Source organism: Mycobacterium sp. MAC_080597_8934, from assembly GCF_000523975.1.
Taxonomy (GTDB): domain Bacteria; phylum Actinomycetota; class Actinomycetes; order Mycobacteriales; family Mycobacteriaceae; genus Mycobacterium; species Mycobacterium avium.
Genome location: NZ_JAOS01000052.1, coordinates 109687 through 126811, shown reverse-complemented (window position 1 = coordinate 126811; position 17125 = coordinate 109687). Strand labels below are relative to the sequence as shown.

The window sequence follows — 17125 nt, the reverse complement described above, 5'->3', positions numbered from 1 at the left end:
CACAGCGGCGAGGTTTGCCAAAGTTCCAAATCAGGCAACCCTAACTTTTGCTTCCATAGGGCCCTGGACAGCAAATATAGGGGTCCGCTCGGTGCGGCTTTCGCCCGCCCGCCGCGTTGCTGACCGCTCGGGTCGCGGGTAGCTTGGGTAACCGGTTCGCCACGGCACCGAGCCGAATCACGATCGCCACCGCCTGCGAAGGATGACGATGCTCGCCATAGACAGGCCCGCCGCCGTCGCCACCACGGCGCGCTGGCGGCGGCGCACCCTGACGCGGTCCGGACTGATCACCGGCGCGTTCGTCGCCCCCGCGGTGGCCGTCCGGATCACCGGCATGCACACCGGCGCGGTGGCCGCCCTGCTGATCTTCGGGGCCGCGGTGGTGGCGGCCAGCTTCCTGTTGGCGTGGGCCGCCGAGACCGCCCAGATCGACGTCTCCGGCGGGCTGGCCACGGCGCTGCTCGCCCTGATCGCGGTGCTGCCCGAATACGCGGTGGACCTCTACTACGCCTACGTGTCCGGCCACAACGCCGACTACACGCAGTACGCCGCGGCCAACATGACCGGATCCAACCGGCTGCTGATGGGCCTGGGCTGGCCGGTCGTGGTGCTGGTCAGCATCGTGGTGGCGCGCAGGTCCGGATCCGGCAGGCCCGCCGGCCTGGCGCTGCTGCCAGCAAACCGCGTCGAACTCGGCTTCCTGTTGATCGCCGGGGTGATCGCCTTCGCGATACCGGCCAGCGGCCAAATCCATTTCGGGCTGGGGTTGGCGTTGCTGGCCTGGTTCGGGTTCTACCTCTACAAGATCAGCCACGGCAACGTCGAGGAGCCGGACCTGATCGGCACCGCCGCCGCGCTGGGCGAGCTGCCCGACGGCCGCCGGAGGATCGCCGTGGTCGGCCTCTTCCTGGTGTCCGGTGCGGTGATCCTGTTGTGCGCCAAGCCGTTTGCCGATAACCTGGTGGCCGCCGGTACCGAACTGGGCGTCAACCGGTTCCTGCTGGTGCAGTGGCTGGCCCCGCTGGCCTCCGAGGCTCCGGAGTTCATCATCGCGACGATCTTCGCCAGCCGGGGCAAGGGCACGACGGCCATCGCCACCCTGATCTCGTCCAAGGTCAACCAGTGGACGCTGCTGATCGGCTCGTTGCCCCTCGCCCACCTGCTCGGTGGCGGCGGGTTCGCGCTTCACCTCGATTCGCGTCAGGTGGAGGAGGTGCTGCTCACGGCGACCCAGACGATGATGGGGGTGGCGCTGATCCTGGCGCTGCGCTTCCACCGGTCGGCGGCGCTGGCGCTGCTGGCGTTGTTCGTCGTGCAATTCCCGATCGTCTCCACCCAGGGGCGGCTGCTGCTGTGCGGCGTCTACACCGCGGTGGCCGTCGTAGCGCTGATCGGCTACCGGCGTCACCTGGCCGCCACGCTGCGGGCGCCGTTCTTCGGCACCGCGATCCGGCACAGCGGTCACCCGCACCATCCGGTGCCGGACCCCTGACCCGCGGCGGCCGTCCCGCCGTATACCGTCCAGGTATGAGTCGAGTGTCGGTGATCACAGGCGGCGCGGGCGGCATGGGAGTGGCCACCGCGAAAGTCGTCGGCCGCGATCACACCCTGGTGCTGTGCGACGTCCGGCAGGACCGGTTGACGGCCGCGACCGCCGCGCTGGCAGAGCTCGGGATGACGGCCACCGCGGTCAACTGCGACGTCACCGATCGGCGGGCCGTCGCGCAGCTGTTCGACACCGCGGCCGGGCTCGGCACCGTCGTCTCCGTCATCCACACCGCCGGGGTGAGCCCGAGCATGGGCCCGGCCGACTACGTGATGCGGACCAACGCGATCGGCACCCTCAACGTCAACGAGGCGTTCTACGCGGTCGCCGGCGACGGCTCGGTGATCGTCAACGTCGCGTCGATGGCGGCGCACATGCTGCCCGCGGAAATCGTTCCGACAGCGCAGTTTCCGCTCGCGCTTCGCGACGCCGACGCCTTCCTGGACGCCATGCTGGCGGCGTGCGAGATCGCGCCCGAGCAGGCCCGCTCGGGGCTGGCCTACGCCGTGAGCAAGAGCTTCGTCAAGTGGTACAGCCAGTCGCAGGCCAAGCGCTTCAACGCGCGGGGCCTGCGCATCGTCTCGGTGTCCCCCGGGTCGATCGACACAGAGATGGGCCGGCTCGAGGAGAACGCCGGCGCCGGGGCGATGGTGGCCGACGCCGCGGTCCCGCGGTGGGGCAAGCCCGAGGAGATGGCCGAGCTGCTGGCCTTCTGCGCCAGCGACAAGGCCGGATACCTCACCGGCACGGACATTCTCAACGACGGCGGGGTGATCGCCTCGATGACCGAGCGGGCCAGGGTGGCCGCCGCCGGCTAGACCCGCACACCGTCGCGGCCCGCGCCGAGCGGGGGCGCCATGGCCGGGTAGCGGTCAAAGATCCTGCGCAGCACCCACGGTCGCCGCGCTCGGCGCGCACCGGTGATGGATCCAGTCGCGGCGTCGCAGCCGCCAGGTCCACCGCGCGTAGTCCAGCTCGGTGTAGGGCCATTGGGTGACGATGCGACCGGTGGGCGAGCGAAAGTAGCTGTCGCACCGCGTCCAGATGGTGCGTTCCAGGTCGGCGGAAAGCCGGTCGTTGAACCGCTTTTCGGCCTCGGGCCGCACCTCGAGGCATCCGCCGCGGCGGGCCAGCCGGCTCACCGCGCTGGCCACCAGCCGCGCGCCGGCCTCCAGGATGTAGACGATGGAGTTGCCGCCCTGATTGGTGTTGGGGCCGTAGAGCATGAAGAAGTTGGGAAACCCGCTGACGGCCACGCCCAGGTAGGCGGAGGGCTCCTCGCCCCAGTGCTCGTGCAGCCGGCGGCCCCCGGCGCCGACGACCTCGATGCCGGACAGGTAGCGCGACGTCTCGAATCCGGTTGCCAGCACGATGACGTCGGCCTCGATCTCGGCGCCCGAGGCGGTGATCACCGACCTGCGGCCGATCCGGGCGATGGGATCGGTGACCAACTCGACGTTGTCGCGTTGCAACGCGCGGTAGTAGTCGTCGCCCAGCAGCACCCGCTTGCACCGGAACGGGTAGTCCGGCGTCAGCGCCCGCCGCAACGACTCGTCGGCGACGGTGCGGTCCAGGAACGAGGTCGCAATCCGGCTGCGCGCCGTCACGACGGGGTCGTCGGCGAAGGTCGCGGTGTTGTCGTGCTGGAACTTCCAGATCTGCCAGCGGGTGCGGCGCAGCGCCAGGGGATTCCGTTTGAATCGGGCCAATTCCGTTGCGCTGTAAGGCCGGTCGTCCTTGGGCACCATCCAGGGCGGGGTGCGCTGGAAGACCGAGACGTGTCCGGCGGTGCCGGCCAGCTCGGGGACGAGCTGCACCCCGCTGGCGCCGGTGCCGATCACCGCCACCGTGCGGCCGGCCAGGTCCAGGTCGTGATCCCACTGCGCGGTGTGCAGCACGGGTCCGGCGAAGCCGGCCAGCCCGTCGATGTCGGGCAGCTTGGCGGCGCCGAACAGGCCGACGGCGCACACGACGACGTCGGCGCTCAGCCTCGCCGGGTGACCGCCCCGATCGAGCCGGCAGTCCCACGCCGCGGTGTGGGGATTCCAGCGCAGCGAGCGCACCGTGGTGTCGAGCATCAGATGACGCCGCAGGTCGAAGTCGTCGGCCACCGATTCCAGGTAGGCCAGGATCTCGGGTTGCCGGGCGTAGGTGCGGCTCCAGGATGCGTTGGGGGCGAAGGAAAACGAGTACAGGTGGCTCTGGATGTCGCAGGCGGCGCCCGGGTAGGTGTTGCGTCGCCAGGTGCCGCCGACGCCGTCGGCGGCCTCGATGATCACCAGGTCGTCGATGCCGGCGCGGCGCAACGCGACCCCGGCGCCCAGGCCGCCGAAGCCCGCGCCGATGATCGCCACCTTCGGCCCGCGCCGGCGCCGCGTCGCCGCCCGCACCCGCCCAATGGCATAGAGCCACTTGGCTTTTCCACTCATCACGGGCTTCGCGCGCGCTGGGCCAACGGTTTCGGTCACGGCCTGGGTTTCCTCTCGGTGGCCACGACTATATAGTCACTCGCGCAGCCGCAAACATCGCCCGCAGCGAACCCCCTAGACAGCGAGGACAGTTCGTGATGCTCCTGCCGTTGGCGGCCGAGCCGTTCACCGCCCCGACCGACCGCGACATGCTGCCCTCCGAGCGGCGCGAGTTCGTGCGCACCCACCGCACCTGCGTGTTCGGCTACCGCCGTCGCAACGACGGCCCGGCCATGTCGATCGTGTACTACATCCCCACCGACACCGGCGAATTGCTCGTCTCCACCATGGCCGGCCGCGGCAAGGCCCGCGTCGTGCAGCGCGACCCCAAGGTGAGCCTGTGCGTCCTCGACGAGCGGTGGCCGTTCTCCTACCTGCAGGTCTACGCCGATGCCGCGCTCGACGAGGACCGGGAGCTGGCGGTCGACGTGATGATGGCCGTCGCCGGCCGGATGTCCGGTCAGCCACTCGGCGACGAGGCGCGCCCGCACGTCCGGGACATGTGCGAGCGCGAAAACCGCGTCGTCATCCGCTGCCGGCCCTACGGGACATTCGCGACGCCGCCCCGCCACCTGCACCGCAACGATCAGGTCCAGGAACTGAGCCACTGGGTGTCCGGCGTCATCCCCTGGGACGCAGCCGATCCGGCGTCGGACTGATCACCCCGGGTAGCGGTCCCGCAGTTTGGCCAGCGTCGCCTCGATGCCCGCGGCGTTCGCCTTGGCGAAACCCATCCGCTCGTAGTACTTCAGCCTGTTCTTCAGCGCGCCGGCGTCGCGGTAGTCGAACGTCTCGGTGACCCGGGTCCGGGTGGGTGACAGCGACTCGAATTCCCACCGCCAGCGGTGCCCGAGCGGGTGACGCCACTCGACCACCTCGTTCGGCTTGAGCTCGGTGATGGTGCTGGTGATCCGGTAGGGCAGGCCGAACATCCGCATGTGCGTCGAAAACTTCGATCCCTCAACGAGTTTCGCCGCCACACTGATGTTGTCGCGGACCGTGCCCGAACCGTCCAGTTCGTGGTGCCGGCGCGGATCGGCGACCAGGGCGTACAGCTGTGCCGCCGGCGCGGCCACGTCGACTCTGCGGCTCACCTGTCGGGGTCCCCGATCGACAACCGTGACGGTCATGACTGTCTCCTTTCCGCTATCCGGCAGCGTAATCCGGCCTCGGGCTGCGGCATGCTGGAGCGCTGCACGAGGCTGGAAATCGTGCGCGACGGAAAGGACCCCAGCACCCATGAGCCAGTCACTTACGGACAAGGTCGCGCTGATCACCGGGGCGGCGCGCGGGCAGGGCCGCGCGCACGCGGCGCGGCTGGCCGCCGAGGGCGCCGACATCATCGCCGTCGACCTCGCCGGGCCGCTGCCGCCGAGCGTTCCCTACGACTCGTCGACGCCCGAGGACCTGGCCGAGACCGCGGAACTGGTGCGTGCCGCCGGACGGCGGGTCGTCACCGCACAGACCGACGTGCGCGACCTGGACGCCCTGACCTCCTCGGTGGACACGGCGGTGGGCGAGCTCGGCCGCCTGGACGTCATCGTGGCCAACGCCGGAATCTGCAGCCCCGCCCCGTGGAATCGGATCACCGCGCAGGCGTTCCGGGACACCATCGACACCAACGTCGTCGGCACCTGGAACACCGTGATGGCGGGGGCGCAGCACATCATCGACGGCGGCCGCGGCGGGTCGATCATCCTGATCGGCTCGGCGGCCGGCATCAACATGCAGTCGTTCATGGTCCACTACACCGCCAGCAAGCACGCCGTGGTGGGCATGGCCCGCGCGTTCGCCGCCGAACTCGGCCGCTACAACATTCGGGTCAACAGCCTCAACCCCGGGGCGGTCGCCACCCCGATGGGCACCGGCCGGATGCGCGACGCGCTGCGCGCGGCCGCCGACGACTACCCGCATCTGCGGGGCCTGCACAAACCGCTGCTGCCCGAGGGCATCGCGCAACCGGAGGACATCGCCGACGCGGTGGCCTGGCTGGCCTCCGACCAATCCAGATTGGTGACCGCCAGCCAGGTTTCGGTCGATCTCGGCGTCGGCTACGTGTGATGCCCGCCCGCGCCGCCCGGCCCGCGCGGCCGACCAGGCACAATGGTGTGGTCAAAACCTGCGGCGGGGAGCGAAAAGGAGCGGCATGCCCACCAGCGAATACCAGGTGAGCGGGATGAGCTGCGGCCACTGCGAGGCCGCCGTGCACAGCGAGGTGGCCCGCATCCCCGGCGTCGACGCCGTCTCGGTCAGCGCGGACACCGGCCGGCTCGTCGTCACCAGCGCGGTGCCCATCGACGCCGACGCCGTCCTCGGCGCGGTCGACGAAGCCGGCTTCCAGGCCGTCTTGGTCGCATGAGCACACCGCCACGGCACGTCGACGAGGGCACCTTCCCCGACCACACCGCCTCAACCGCTCGCATCGAGCTGGAGATCACCGGGATGACCTGCGCCTCGTGCGCGGCCCGGATCGAAAAGAAGCTGAACAAGCTGGACGGCGTCACCGCGACCGTCAACTACGCCACCGAGAAGGCCGCGGTCAGCGCGCCCGCGAGTTACGACCCGCAAACGCTGATCACCGAGATCGAAAACGCCGGGTACGCCGCCGCCGTGGCGACGCCGTCGCCGCCGCAGGACGACCCGGAGCTGGCCTCGCTGCGCAGGCGCCTGGTCACCGCCACAGCCCTGGCCGGGCCGGTGATCGCCGTGGCGATGATTCCCGCGCTGCAATTCCAGCACTGGCACTGGGCGGCGCTGGCCCTGACCGCGCCGGTGGTCGGGTGGTGCGGGCGCCCCTTCCACGCGGCCGCGTGGGCCAACCTCAAACACGGCGTCGCCACCATGGACACCCTGATCTCGATCGGCACGCTGGCGGCCTTCCTGTGGTCGCTGTACGCCCTGGTTCTCGGGGCGGCCGACCGGCCCGGCATGCGGCACGACTTCGAGCTGACCGTCGGGCACGGCGCCCACATCTCCCACGTCGCGGCCCCGTGCCACGTCTACTTCGAGGTGGCGGCCGGGGTGACGCTGTTCGTGCTGGCCGGCCGGTACTTCGAGCGGCGGTCCAAGCGGACGGCCGGCGCCGCGCTGCGGGCGCTGCTGGCGCTGGGCGCCAAGGACGTCGCGGTGCTGCGGGCGGGCGCCGAAACCCGCATCCCGATCGAGCGGCTGGCCGTCGGCGACGAGTTCGTGGTGCGTCCCGGCGAACGGATCGCCACCGACGGGATCGTCGTCGCGGGCTCCTCGGCGGTGGACGCCGCCATGCTGACCGGTGAGTCCGTCCCGGTCGAGGTCGGCGTGGGCGACGGCGTGACCGGCGGCACCGTCAACGCCGGCGGCCGGCTGGTGGTGCGCGCCACCGGGATCGGCGACGACACCCAACTGGCCCGGATGGCCCAACTGGTCGAACGGGCCCAGTCCGGCAAGGCCGACGCGCAGCGGCTCGCCGACCGCGTCTCGGGGGTGTTCGTCCCCGTCGTGCTGCTGCTCGCGGTGGCCACCCTGGCCGGCTGGCTGGCGGCGGGCGGCACCCTGGCCACCGCCCTGACCGCGGCCGTCGCGGTGCTCATCATCGCCTGCCCGTGCGCGCTAGGACTGGCCACCCCGACCGCCCTGCTGGTCGGCACCGGCCGGGCCGCCCAGCTCGGAGTCCTGATCAAGGGGCCCGAAGTGCTCGAGACCACCCGCGCCGTCGACACCGTCGTGCTCGACAAGACCGGAACCGTCACCACCGGCGCCATGACCGTGCTCGACGTGGTCGCCGCCGACGGCACCGACCGCGCCACGCTGTTGCGCTACGCCGGGGCGCTGGAGGCCGCCTCCGAACACCCCATCGCGCACGCCATCGCCCGGGACGCCAAGGCGGAACTCGGCCCGCTGCCCACCCCCACCGGCTTCCGCGCGGTCGGCGGCGGCGGCGTGCACGGCACGGTCGACGGCCACGCCGTCGCGGTCGGGCGGCCGAGCTGGCTGGCCGAGCGCGGCCTGCGCCCGGACGCCGCCCTGGCGGCGGCCGCCGCGCGCGCCGAGCACGACGGCAAAACCGTGGTCGCCGTCGGCTGGGACGGCCGGGCGCGCGGCATCCTGGCGCTGGCCGACACCGTCAAACCCTCCAGCGCCGCGGCGGTGCGGCAGTTCACCCGGCTGGGCCTGACGCCGATCCTGCTGACCGGCGACAACCACACCGTCGCCCGCCGCATCGCCGGCGAGCTCGGGATCGGCGAGGTCATCTCCGGCGCGCTGCCCGCCGACAAGGTCGAGGCCGTCAAGCGCCTGCAATCCGCGGGCCGGGTGGTGGCCATGGTCGGCGACGGCGTCAACGACGCCGCCGCGCTGGCCGCCGCCGACCTGGGCCTGGCCATGGGCACCGGCACCGACGTCGCGATCGAGGCCGCCGATGTCACCGTGGTCCGCGGCGACCTGCGCGCGGCCGTCGACGCGATCCGGCTCTCCCGGCGCACGCTGGCCACCATCAAGACCAACCTGGTGTGGGCCTTCGGCTACAACCTGGCCGCGATTCCCCTGGCGGCGCTCGGCATGCTCAACCCAATGCTGGCCGGCGCCGCGATGGCGCTGTCCAGCGTGCTCGTCGTCGGCAACAGCCTGCGGCTGCGCTCGTTCGCCAGCATCATCCCCGGCGCGTGAGCCGCGCAGCATCGGCCGGCTGGCGGCGCCGGTATGGGATAGTTGGTCGGGCCGCCGCTTTCGGTCATCCCGGCCGACCGGTCGACCGCCACCTCCCCTTCGCGCAGCGCTCGATCTAGCAAAAGGTCACGACCGTTGGAGCAGTTCTTCGGACAACTGTCGCTGCTGCACGGCTGGCTGCCGCCGACCGTGCAGGGCCTGGCGCTGCTGATGCTGGTCGCCGCGATCCACTGGCGGGCCCGCGGCTGGCTCAAGCGGGTGCTGCCGGCGGCGCTGGTCGCCGCGGTCGCGGTGACCGTGCTGGCGCGCTGGTACATCACCTCGCTCGGGGTGGCCGGGGATCCGGCGCCGACGGCGCTGTGGCTGTGGATCGCGCTGAGCGGTCTGGCCGCGACCGTGTTCCTGGTGGGCTGGCGGGGCGTGCGCTGGTGGCGACGCGGGCCGGCGGTGCTGTCGATACCGCTGTGCGTGCTGTGCGCGGGCCTGGCGCTGAACGGCTGGGTGGGCTACTTCCCCACCGTGCTCGCGGCGTGGAACCAGCTGACCCAGGCGCCGCTGCCCGACCAGATCGACCGGCTGCGGGTCACCGAGATGCAGATCGCCGGCACCAGGCCGAGCAAGGGCGTGGTGGTGCCGGTGGACATCGACGGCAACGGCCCGTCGGGCTCCCACTTCGCGCACCGCCGTGAACTGGTCTATCTGCCCCCGGCGTGGTTCAACAGCAACCCCCCACCCCGATTGCCGGCGGTCATGATGATCAGCTCGGCCTTCAACACCCCGGCCGACTGGCTGGGCCCGGGCGGAGCCTTCACCGCCATCGACAACTTCGCCGCCGCCCACCACGGGTTCGCCCCGGTGCTGGTGTTCGTCGATCCCACCGGCTCGTTCGACAACGACACCGAGTGCGTCAACGGCAGCCGCGGCAACGCCGCCGACCACCTGACCAAGGACATCCAGCCGTTCATGGTGTCGAACTTCGGCGTCAGCGCCGACCGGGCCAACTGGGGCGTCGCCGGATGGTCGATGGGCGGCACCTGCGCCGTCGACCTGGCCGTCATGCACCCGGAGATGTTCCGCGCCTTCGTCGACATCGCGGGCGACCGCGGCCCCAACGTCGGCCCCAAGGACCAATCCGTGGCGCGGCTCTTCGGCGGCGATCAGGCCGCGTGGGCGGCCTTCGACCCGGTCACGGTGATGACCAGGCACGGTCGCTACGCCGACTTGTCCGGTTGGTTCGAGGTGCCCGGGGCCGACGTGGCGCGCACCGCGCAGCAGGGCAACGCCGATCCAGCGCCCGCCCTGGTGGCGTCCAGCAGCGACCCGGCCGCCAACCCCGAGGGCCAGGATGCCGCCGCGCACTCGCTGTGCGCGGTCGGCGCCGCCAACGGCATCGCCTGCGCAGTGGTCACCCAGCCGGGCAAGCACGACTGGCCGTTCGCCGCCCAGGCGTTTGCCACCGCGCTGCCGTGGCTGGCCTGGACGATCGGCACGCCCAACACCGAACCGGTGCAGCTGCCGCAGCGGGCCGCCCCGCCGCCGCGGTGATTCCGGCAGCTGGGCTGTTTCGGGTGCGATAGGCGACAAATTCCCCATAATTCACAGCTGACCCACCCGTAACGGAGCCGCCGGATCGGCGGCCCGAATGGTACGGTTCGCTGCTGTGGCCTCGATGTTTCGCCCCGGCAACGGTCCCGGCAGGGACGCGCTCGTCGGCCGGTGCGCCCCGGGGCCGAACCCGCCGTGGCCTTGCCGCCGGATGATCGCCGCCCCACCTGTCCAGCCATGAACCGCCGCCAGTTCCTCGGATCGCTCGCCGCCTCGGTCGTGGCCGGCGTCGGCGCCGCGCGGCTCATCGTCGATCCGCAACCGCGCACCTTCGCCCAGACGCCGGCGGCCGCCATACCGACGTCCGGCCCGACCGCCCCGCAGGCCCTGCTGCCGCCTCCCCCGCTGAGCGCCCGCATCCCGCTGCCCGGCGGCGGCGCGCTGATGAAGATCCCGGGCGAGGGCGACCTGCTGGCGCTGACCGTCGACGACGGCGTCAACAGCGAGGTGGTGCGCGCCTATACGCAGTTCGCCAAGGACACCGGCGTGCGGCTGACCTATTTCGTCAACGGGGTCTACGACTCGTGGACCGAGAACCTGCAGTTGCTGCGCCCGCTGGTCGACAGCGGCCAGATCCAGCTCGGCAACCACACCTGGTCGCACCCGGACCTGACGACGCTGACCAAAGAGCAAGTGGCCGAACAACTCTCGCGTAACGACGCGTTCCTGAAGAAGACGTACGGCATCGGCGCCAAGCCGTACTGGCGGCCGCCGTACGCCAAGCGCAACGCCGCCGTGGACGCCGTGGCCGCCGACCTGGGCTACCAGGTGCCGACGTTGTGGTCGGGCTCGCTGTCGGATTCGACGCTGATCACCGAGGACTACATCCTGCAGATGGCCGATCAGTACTTCACGCCGCAGGCCATCGTGATCGGGCACCTCAATCACCTGCCGGTCACCCACGTCTACCCGCAGCTGGTCGACATCATCCGGGAACGCAACCTGCGCACCGTCACCCTCAACGACGTGTTCCTCAAGACGCCGTAACGCGCACTACCCGCCGGGCTCCCGCTCGGCGGCCAGCAGCATCGTCAGCGTCTCGCGCAACTCGGTCAGCCGTCGCTCGCCGAGCACCTTGCGCCACCGCTTCTCCATGGCGATCGCGTTGGCGCGCATCACCTGCAGTGCCTGCCGACCCCGCGGCGTCAACTCGATGATCCGGGCCCGCGCGTCGGTAGGGTCGGGCGTGCGGGTGACATAGCCGTGCCGCTCCAGGGCCGCGACCGCCTGGGCCACCGCCTGCCGGCTCACCCGCAGCCGGTCGGCCAGATCGGAGGCGTGCAATCCGCCCGCGGCCAGCGGCACCAGGGCGAGCGACTGGGCGGGGCGGATCCCGTCGAGGCCGGCCTCGGCGAACGCGGCGCGCAGCCGCGGTGCGCCGGCGGCGGCGACCAGGTTCACCAGCGCCGGCACGGTCGGCTCCCACCCGCCGCGCGCTCCCTCTCGCATGCCGATCAGTCTGCCACCCCGGGACAGATTGACAAGTTACTTGTCAAAATGCCCGCGGGCTGCCACCATGGCCCTATGCAATTCGGATGCGCCCGGGCGGTCAGCCTCGGTCTGCTGCCGGTTCTGGTCGTCGTGCTCGCCGGCCGCCTCGGTGGCGGGCATGCGCTGGGAACGCCTGACTCCCAATCGATTCCGGTGGGGCCATCGACCCACACCCTGCAGTCGGGCGGCACGTCCCGCACCTATCACCTGTACCGGCCGCAGGGGCTGAGCGAGGCGGCCCCGCTGGTGGTGATGCTGCACGGCGGCTTCGGCAACGGCGAGCAGGCCGAGCGCGCCTACCACTGGGACGCCGAGGCCGACGCCGGGCATTTCCTGGTCGCCTACCCCGACGGCCTGGGCCGCGCCTGGAACGCCGGAACCTGTTGCGGCGAGCCGGCACACGCCGGCACCGACGACGTCGGATTCGTCAACGCCGTGGTCGGCGCCATCGCGGCGCAGATCCCGGTGGATCGTGCCCGCGTCTACGTCACCGGCATGTCGAACGGCGCCATGATGGCGCTGCGGCTGGGCTGCCAGAGCGATACCTTCGCCGCGATCGCCCCGGTGGCCGGCACGCTGCTCACCGATTGCTCCGCGGCCCGGCCGGCCTCGGTGCTGCAGATCCACGGCACCGCCGACGACCGGGTGCCCTATGCCGGCGGACCCGGAAAGGCGTTCGCGCTCAACGGCTCCCCGCGGGTTGACGGGCCGTCGGTGGAATCGGTCAACGCCACCTGGCGCGCCATCGACGCCTGCGGGCCGCCCAGCTCGACCACCGCCGGCGATGTCACCACCCAGACCGCCGGCTGCGCGGACGGCCGCACGGTGGAGTTGATCTCGGTGGCGGGGGCCGGCCACCAATGGCCCGGCGGGGCGCCCAGCCCCCTGGCGGAAAAGGTGGCCGGAATTCCGGCGCCGTCGACGGCGCTGGACGCCACCGACACGATCTGGCAATTCTTCGCCCGTAATCACCGTTAGCGAGCGGCCAATCTCTAAAAAATTAGAGATTTGTCTTCCGCTGGTCGTGCGCGATTGTTACCGTTCCGTAATGCGCCGCGTCGCGGGAGTTTTCGCAGCACTGGTGTTGATGGCGGGCACCCTGACCGGACCCGCGATCGCGCGGGCCGACGGCGACGAGCCGCAATACGCCGACTTCTACACCCCGCCCGATCCGCTGCCGCCCGGGCGGCCGGGCGACCTGATCCGCACCGAGCCGTCGCGGCTGGTGCTGGAGCCCTCGGGCCAGCTCGGCGCCATCATGGCCACCGGGACCCGGATCATGTACCGCAGCACCGATACCCGCGGCAACCCGATCGCGGTCACCGGCACCTACTTCGAGCCCTACAACGATTGGCCGTACGGCGGGCCGCGGCCGTTGATCAGCTACGCGCCCGGCACTCAGGGCCAGGGCAATCAGTGCGCCCCGTCGCGAATGTTCAACCAGGGCATCCACTATTCGGGCGGCTGGGACATCATGTTCAACTACGAGGAACTGTTCGTGGCCACCATGGTGGCCCGCGGCTTCGCCATCGTGATGACCGACTACCAGGGCCTGGGCACGCCGTCGATGCACACGTACGTGGGCCGGGTGGCCGAGGGGCAGGCCGTGCTCGACGCGGCCCGGGCCGCGATGCGACTGCCCGGCACCTCGCTGGATCCGCATGGGCCGGTGGCATTTTGGGGTTATTCACAAGGCGGCGGCGCCACCGCGTCGGCGGCCGAACTGGCCGCGCAATACGCGCCCGACCTGCACATCGTGGGCACCTACGCCGGCGCGCCGCCGGCCGACCTCAAGGAGCTGTTGCCCTACGCGGACGGCAGCGCGCTGGTCGGCGTGGTCGGGTACGCGCTGAACAGCGTGATGGCCGCCTACCCGGAATTCGCCGACGCCATCCGTTCCAAGATGACGCCGCGCGGGCTGGCGATGCTGGAATCGGTGTCCCGCCAGTGCGTCGGACAAACCCTGCTGGACTTCATGTTTCGCCACATTCAGCCCTACTTCACCGAGGACATCAATCAACTGGTCAACGAGGAGCCGTTCAACAGCCTGTTCGAGGCGCAGCGGATCGGGCGCTACAAACCCAACGCGCCGGTGCTGATCAACAGCAACCGCTACGACCCGCTGGTGCCGTGGACGGCCGCCAATCAGCTCGGCCGCGACTGGTGCGCCCAGGGCGCCGACGTGGAGTTCCGCACCAACGAGGAGCCGCCCTTCCTCAACAAGCTCGTCATCAACCACGCGCTGCCGATGCTGGTCGACGGCGAGCCGGCCATGCAGTGGATCGCCGCCCGCTTCCGCGGAGAACCCACCGCGCCCAACTGCGGCCAGTTTTAGACTGGGGTGTATCGCTGCCCGCAGAAAGCACAACGCCGCGCAGCGGCGCCGCCAACTCGCCGACGCCGCAATCGAATTGCTGGGCGGCAACGGGCTGCACGGTGTCAGCCACCCGAAGGTCGACGACCGCGCCGGCGTCCCGGCCGGCACCACGTCGTTCTACTTCCGCACCCGCAAGGCGCTGGTGCACGCCATGGCCGGCCGGCTGGCCGAGCTCGACGTCGCCGACTTCTCGATGATGGCCGAGCTCGCCGAGGATCACGCCACCGAGTTCGCCGGCACCGCCGGGTTGGCCCGCATCGTCATGTACGTGAACAGCGAGCCGTGGCTGACCCGTGCCAAGGCGCGCTACGAACTCGCGCTGCTGGCCGGCCGGGACCCGGAGCTGGCCGCCGCGCTCGGCGAGTCGGCGGACCGGCTCTACGCACTGGCCCGCAACGTCGTCACCCAGTGGCATCCGGCCGGCAGTGCGCCGGACCCGGCGCTGGTCGACGACCAGGCGACCGCCACCCTGGCGTTCATCAACGGGATCATGCTGACCTTCGTCGACGGCCAGCCGGCCGTCAACGATGCCGGGCAACTCGACCGGCTCATCCAGGGCGTCATCGCCGGCGTCGCCCACGTCCGCGGTGCGTAAACGAAACCGCGTGTCCGACAAGGCATTCGGCTCGCGCGCCGGTCAGCGTGCGTCGAACATCCCGTCGACCAGCCGCTGCAGCACCTGCCGGGTCTCCCGGCGGGCGCGGTCCGGATCGTCGGCGGTGGCGATCACCATGGCCGCCTCGTCGAGCGCGCCGATCAGCACGTGCGCCAGCGGACGCACCGGTTGCTCGGCCAACTCGCCGGCCCGGATCGCCTCGGTGAGCAGCTGCTCGGTCATGCCCAGGCTGTAGCGCTGCGCGACATCGCGGAATTCGGCCCAGCCCAGCACGCTCGGTGCGTCCAGCAGGATAAGTTGCCGCACTTCGGGATCGGCGGACACCTCCAGCCAGGCGTCGACCGCGGCCCGGATGGCGTCCGTGGGCGTGCTCGCCCCGGATTCGGCCACCACCACCCCCATCCGCGCCATCACATCCTGCTCGACGGCCTCGACCACCGCGCGGAAAAGCGCTGCCTTGTCGGCGAATTGGTGATACATCGCGCCCCGGGTGACCCCGGCGGCCGCGGCGATCTCGGGGGTGCCGACCTCGGTGTAGCCGCGCAGCCCCCACAGCTTGCGGGCAGCCGCGATCAGCGCGTCGCGGGTCGCCGCGGAGCGCTCTTCCTGGGTCCGTCTCTTGCTTTCCATACAGTCTGTTGGTAACTTACGAACAGACAGCCTGTTTGTAAGTTTACATTCCTCTGAGCTAGGAGTCCTCCATGTCGACGATCGACATTAGTGCCGGAACCATCCATTACGAAGCAACCGGACCCGCGGACGGCAGGCCCGTGGTGTTCGTGCACGGCTACCTGATGGGCGGCCAACTCTGGCGTCAGGTCAGCGACCGGCTCGCCGGCCGCGGGCTGCGCTGCATCGCCCCGACCTGGCCGATGGGCGCGCACCCGGAGCCGTTGCGCCGCGGCGCCGACCGGACCATCACCGGGGTGGCCGCCATGGTCGCCGAGCTGCTCGCCGCGCTGGACCTCGAGGACGTGGTGCTGGTCGGCAACGACACCGGCGGGGTGGTCAGCCAGCTGGTGGCCGTGCACCACCGCGAGCGGCTGGGCGCGCTGGTGCTCACGAGTTGCGATGCGTTCGAACACTTTCCACCCCCGGTCCTGCGGCCGGTGATCCTGGCCGCCAAGTCCAAGGCGACGTTCCGCGCGGTGGCCCAGGCCATGCGCGCACCCGCGGTGCGCAAGCGCGCGTTCGACGGCCTGGCGCACAGCAATATCGACGCGCTCACCGAGCTCTGGGTGCGCCCGGCGCTCTCGCTCCCCGCGGTCGCCGAGGACCTGCGCCGGTTCACCCTGTCGCTGCGCACCGAGGTGACCACGGCGGCGGCGTCGCGGCTGTACGACTTCGACAAGCCCACGCTGATCGCATGGTCGGCCGACGACGTGTTCTTCGCGCAGGAGGACGGCGCGCGGCTGGCCGCGACGATCCCGAACGCCCGCCACGAGGTCATCGCGGGGGCGCGGACCTTCTCGATGGTCGATCAGCCCGACCGGCTCGCCGATCTGTTGTCGACGGTTGCGGTGCGCACCTGAGGCATTGCGGTTCGCGACCGTAACCCCACGGCGAAATCTCGTCGGGATTTTCGCCGTGGGGTTACGCTCGCGGGCGTGACAGACGAGCTGCGGGGCCGGCGGATCCTGGTGACCGGCGCCGCCACCGGTATCGGCGCGGCCGCCGTCAGCGTCCTCACCGACGCGGGCGCCGACGTCGTCGCGACCTATCACGCGACGCCACCGCCGCCGGATCTGACGGCGCACTGGTTGCAGTGCGACGCGCGCGACGCCGACGCCGTCTCGGTCCTGGTCCACCGGGCCGCCGAGCACCTGGGTGGGCTCGATGTGCTGGTGCACGCCGCGGGGCTGTGGCAGCCGGGGATACCCGGCTGCATCGGCGCCGATGACATCTCGTTTCTGTTGGACACCAACGTCAAGGCGACCATCATGACCAATCAGGCCGCCCACGCCGCCATGAAGGCCCAAGACCCCAAGGGCGGCCGGATCATCAACTTCGGCTCCTCGGAAGCCGTTATGGGCAGCCCGATTTCGGCCGTCTACGCCGCGACCAAGGGTGCGGTGCAGGCCTGGACCCGCTCGGCGGCCAAGGCCTGGGCCGCCGACCACGTCACCGTCAACGCCCTTGCCCCGGCGGTGCAGACGCCGGGCGCCGACCGGCTCCGCGCGTTCCTCGGCCCGGACGCCGCCGCGCTGATCGACCAGCAGATGCAGATGATGATCCCGCTGGGTGGCGCGCTGGGCGAGCCGGCCCGCGACCTCGGGCCGATGCTGGTGTTCCTGGCCGGGCCGGGGTCGGGCTTCATCACCGGACAACTGCTGGCCGTCGACGGCGGCCTGATGATGGTGGGCGGATAGCCCGCCCGC

The 17125-nt window shown here is 71.1% G+C and carries 17 protein-coding genes; 13 read left to right on the top strand and 4 right to left on the bottom strand.

Annotation, left to right across the window (positions count from 1 at the left end; translation table 11 throughout):
- Positions 1–202 precede the first annotated feature (202 nt).
- Both NF20_RS22835 and NF20_RS22830 read left to right on the top strand, forming a co-directional pair.
- Positions 203–1492, top strand: coding sequence for a sodium:proton exchanger (locus NF20_RS22835; RefSeq protein ID WP_033712262.1), 1290 nt, complete (start codon positions 203–205; stop codon positions 1490–1492).
- Positions 1493–1527: 35 nt separating this feature from the next.
- Positions 1528–2364 carry an SDR family oxidoreductase gene (locus NF20_RS22830; protein WP_075362357.1) on the top strand — a complete coding sequence of 279 codons (837 nt, stop codon included), beginning with the start codon at positions 1528–1530 and terminating at the stop codon, positions 2362–2364.
- Positions 2365–2418: 54 nt separating this feature from the next.
- Here NF20_RS22830 and NF20_RS22825 read toward each other — a convergent pair whose 3' ends face one another.
- Positions 2419–3978, bottom strand: a complete 1560-nt coding sequence (locus tag NF20_RS22825) for a flavin-containing monooxygenase (RefSeq protein ID WP_050485478.1) — start codon at positions 3976–3978, stop codon at positions 2419–2421.
- A gap of 134 nt (positions 3979–4112) precedes the next feature.
- Between NF20_RS22825 and NF20_RS22820 the strand changes: the two genes are divergently transcribed.
- Positions 4113–4673: a pyridoxamine 5'-phosphate oxidase family protein gene (locus NF20_RS22820; RefSeq protein ID WP_033712322.1), complete on the top strand. Its 561-nt coding sequence runs from the start codon at positions 4113–4115 to the stop codon at positions 4671–4673.
- On the opposite strand, the gene NF20_RS22815 is transcribed toward NF20_RS22820, so the two are convergent.
- Positions 4674–5144, bottom strand: coding sequence for an SRPBCC family protein (locus NF20_RS22815; RefSeq protein WP_019732415.1), 471 nt, complete (start codon positions 5142–5144; stop codon positions 4674–4676). It abuts the gene before it with no gap.
- A gap of 109 nt (positions 5145–5253) precedes the next feature.
- Between NF20_RS22815 and NF20_RS22810 the strand changes: the two genes are divergently transcribed.
- The 5 genes from NF20_RS22810 (at position 5254) to NF20_RS22790 (ending at position 11250) form a co-directional block, all read left to right on the top strand.
- Positions 5254–6075, top strand: coding sequence for a mycofactocin-coupled SDR family oxidoreductase (locus tag NF20_RS22810; protein ID WP_003874299.1), 822 nt, complete (start codon positions 5254–5256; stop codon positions 6073–6075).
- Between the two features lie 85 nt (positions 6076–6160).
- Positions 6161–6373: a heavy-metal-associated domain-containing protein gene (locus NF20_RS22805; protein ID WP_019732414.1), complete on the top strand. Its 213-nt coding sequence runs from the start codon at positions 6161–6163 to the stop codon at positions 6371–6373.
- Positions 6370–8658: a heavy metal translocating P-type ATPase gene (locus NF20_RS22800; RefSeq protein ID WP_033712260.1), complete on the top strand. Its 2289-nt coding sequence runs from the start codon at positions 6370–6372 to the stop codon at positions 8656–8658. The genes NF20_RS22805 and NF20_RS22800 overlap by 4 nt, the downstream gene beginning before the upstream one ends.
- Before the next feature lie 135 nt (positions 8659–8793).
- On the top strand, positions 8794–10203 hold the full coding sequence (locus NF20_RS22795) for an alpha/beta hydrolase (RefSeq protein ID WP_019733375.1): 1410 nt from the start codon (positions 8794–8796) through the stop codon (positions 10201–10203).
- 237 nt (positions 10204–10440) lie between these two features.
- Positions 10441–11250: a polysaccharide deacetylase family protein gene (locus tag NF20_RS22790; RefSeq protein ID WP_003874303.1), complete on the top strand. Its 810-nt coding sequence runs from the start codon at positions 10441–10443 to the stop codon at positions 11248–11250.
- 6 nt (positions 11251–11256) lie between these two features.
- Here the strand turns inward: NF20_RS22790 and NF20_RS22785 are convergent, their stop codons facing one another.
- Entirely contained in the window at positions 11257–11712 is a 456-nt protein-coding gene (locus NF20_RS22785) for a MarR family winged helix-turn-helix transcriptional regulator (protein WP_019733374.1), read from the bottom strand.
- A gap of 75 nt (positions 11713–11787) precedes the next feature.
- Between NF20_RS22785 and NF20_RS22780 the strand changes: the two genes are divergently transcribed.
- The 3 genes from NF20_RS22780 to NF20_RS22770 all read left to right on the top strand — a co-directional run bounded on the left by NF20_RS22780 (position 11788) and on the right by NF20_RS22770 (position 14726).
- A complete protein-coding gene (locus NF20_RS22780) occupies positions 11788–12732 on the top strand; it encodes an alpha/beta hydrolase family esterase (RefSeq protein WP_019733373.1) in 945 nt (314 codons plus the stop codon).
- Between the two features lie 70 nt (positions 12733–12802).
- Positions 12803–14089 (top strand): lipase family protein, encoded by a 1287-nt coding sequence (locus NF20_RS22775; protein ID WP_413540688.1) that lies wholly within the window; start codon positions 12803–12805, stop codon positions 14087–14089.
- A gap of 1 nt (position 14090) precedes the next feature.
- Positions 14091–14726 carry a TetR/AcrR family transcriptional regulator gene (locus NF20_RS22770; protein WP_255304211.1) on the top strand — a complete coding sequence of 212 codons (636 nt, stop codon included), beginning with the start codon at positions 14091–14093 and terminating at the stop codon, positions 14724–14726.
- A 42-nt stretch (positions 14727–14768) separates the two neighbouring features.
- On the opposite strand, the gene NF20_RS22765 is transcribed toward NF20_RS22770, so the two are convergent.
- Positions 14769–15377, bottom strand: a complete 609-nt coding sequence (locus tag NF20_RS22765) for a TetR/AcrR family transcriptional regulator (protein ID WP_019733370.1) — start codon at positions 15375–15377, stop codon at positions 14769–14771.
- A gap of 71 nt (positions 15378–15448) precedes the next feature.
- Between NF20_RS22765 and NF20_RS22760 the strand changes: the two genes are divergently transcribed.
- Positions 15449–16279, top strand: coding sequence for an alpha/beta fold hydrolase (locus NF20_RS22760; RefSeq protein ID WP_019733369.1), 831 nt, complete (start codon positions 15449–15451; stop codon positions 16277–16279).
- 75 nt (positions 16280–16354) lie between these two features.
- Positions 16355–17116, top strand: a complete 762-nt coding sequence (locus NF20_RS22755; protein WP_019733368.1) for an SDR family NAD(P)-dependent oxidoreductase — start codon at positions 16355–16357, stop codon at positions 17114–17116.
- Positions 17117–17125: the final 9 nt, after the last annotated feature.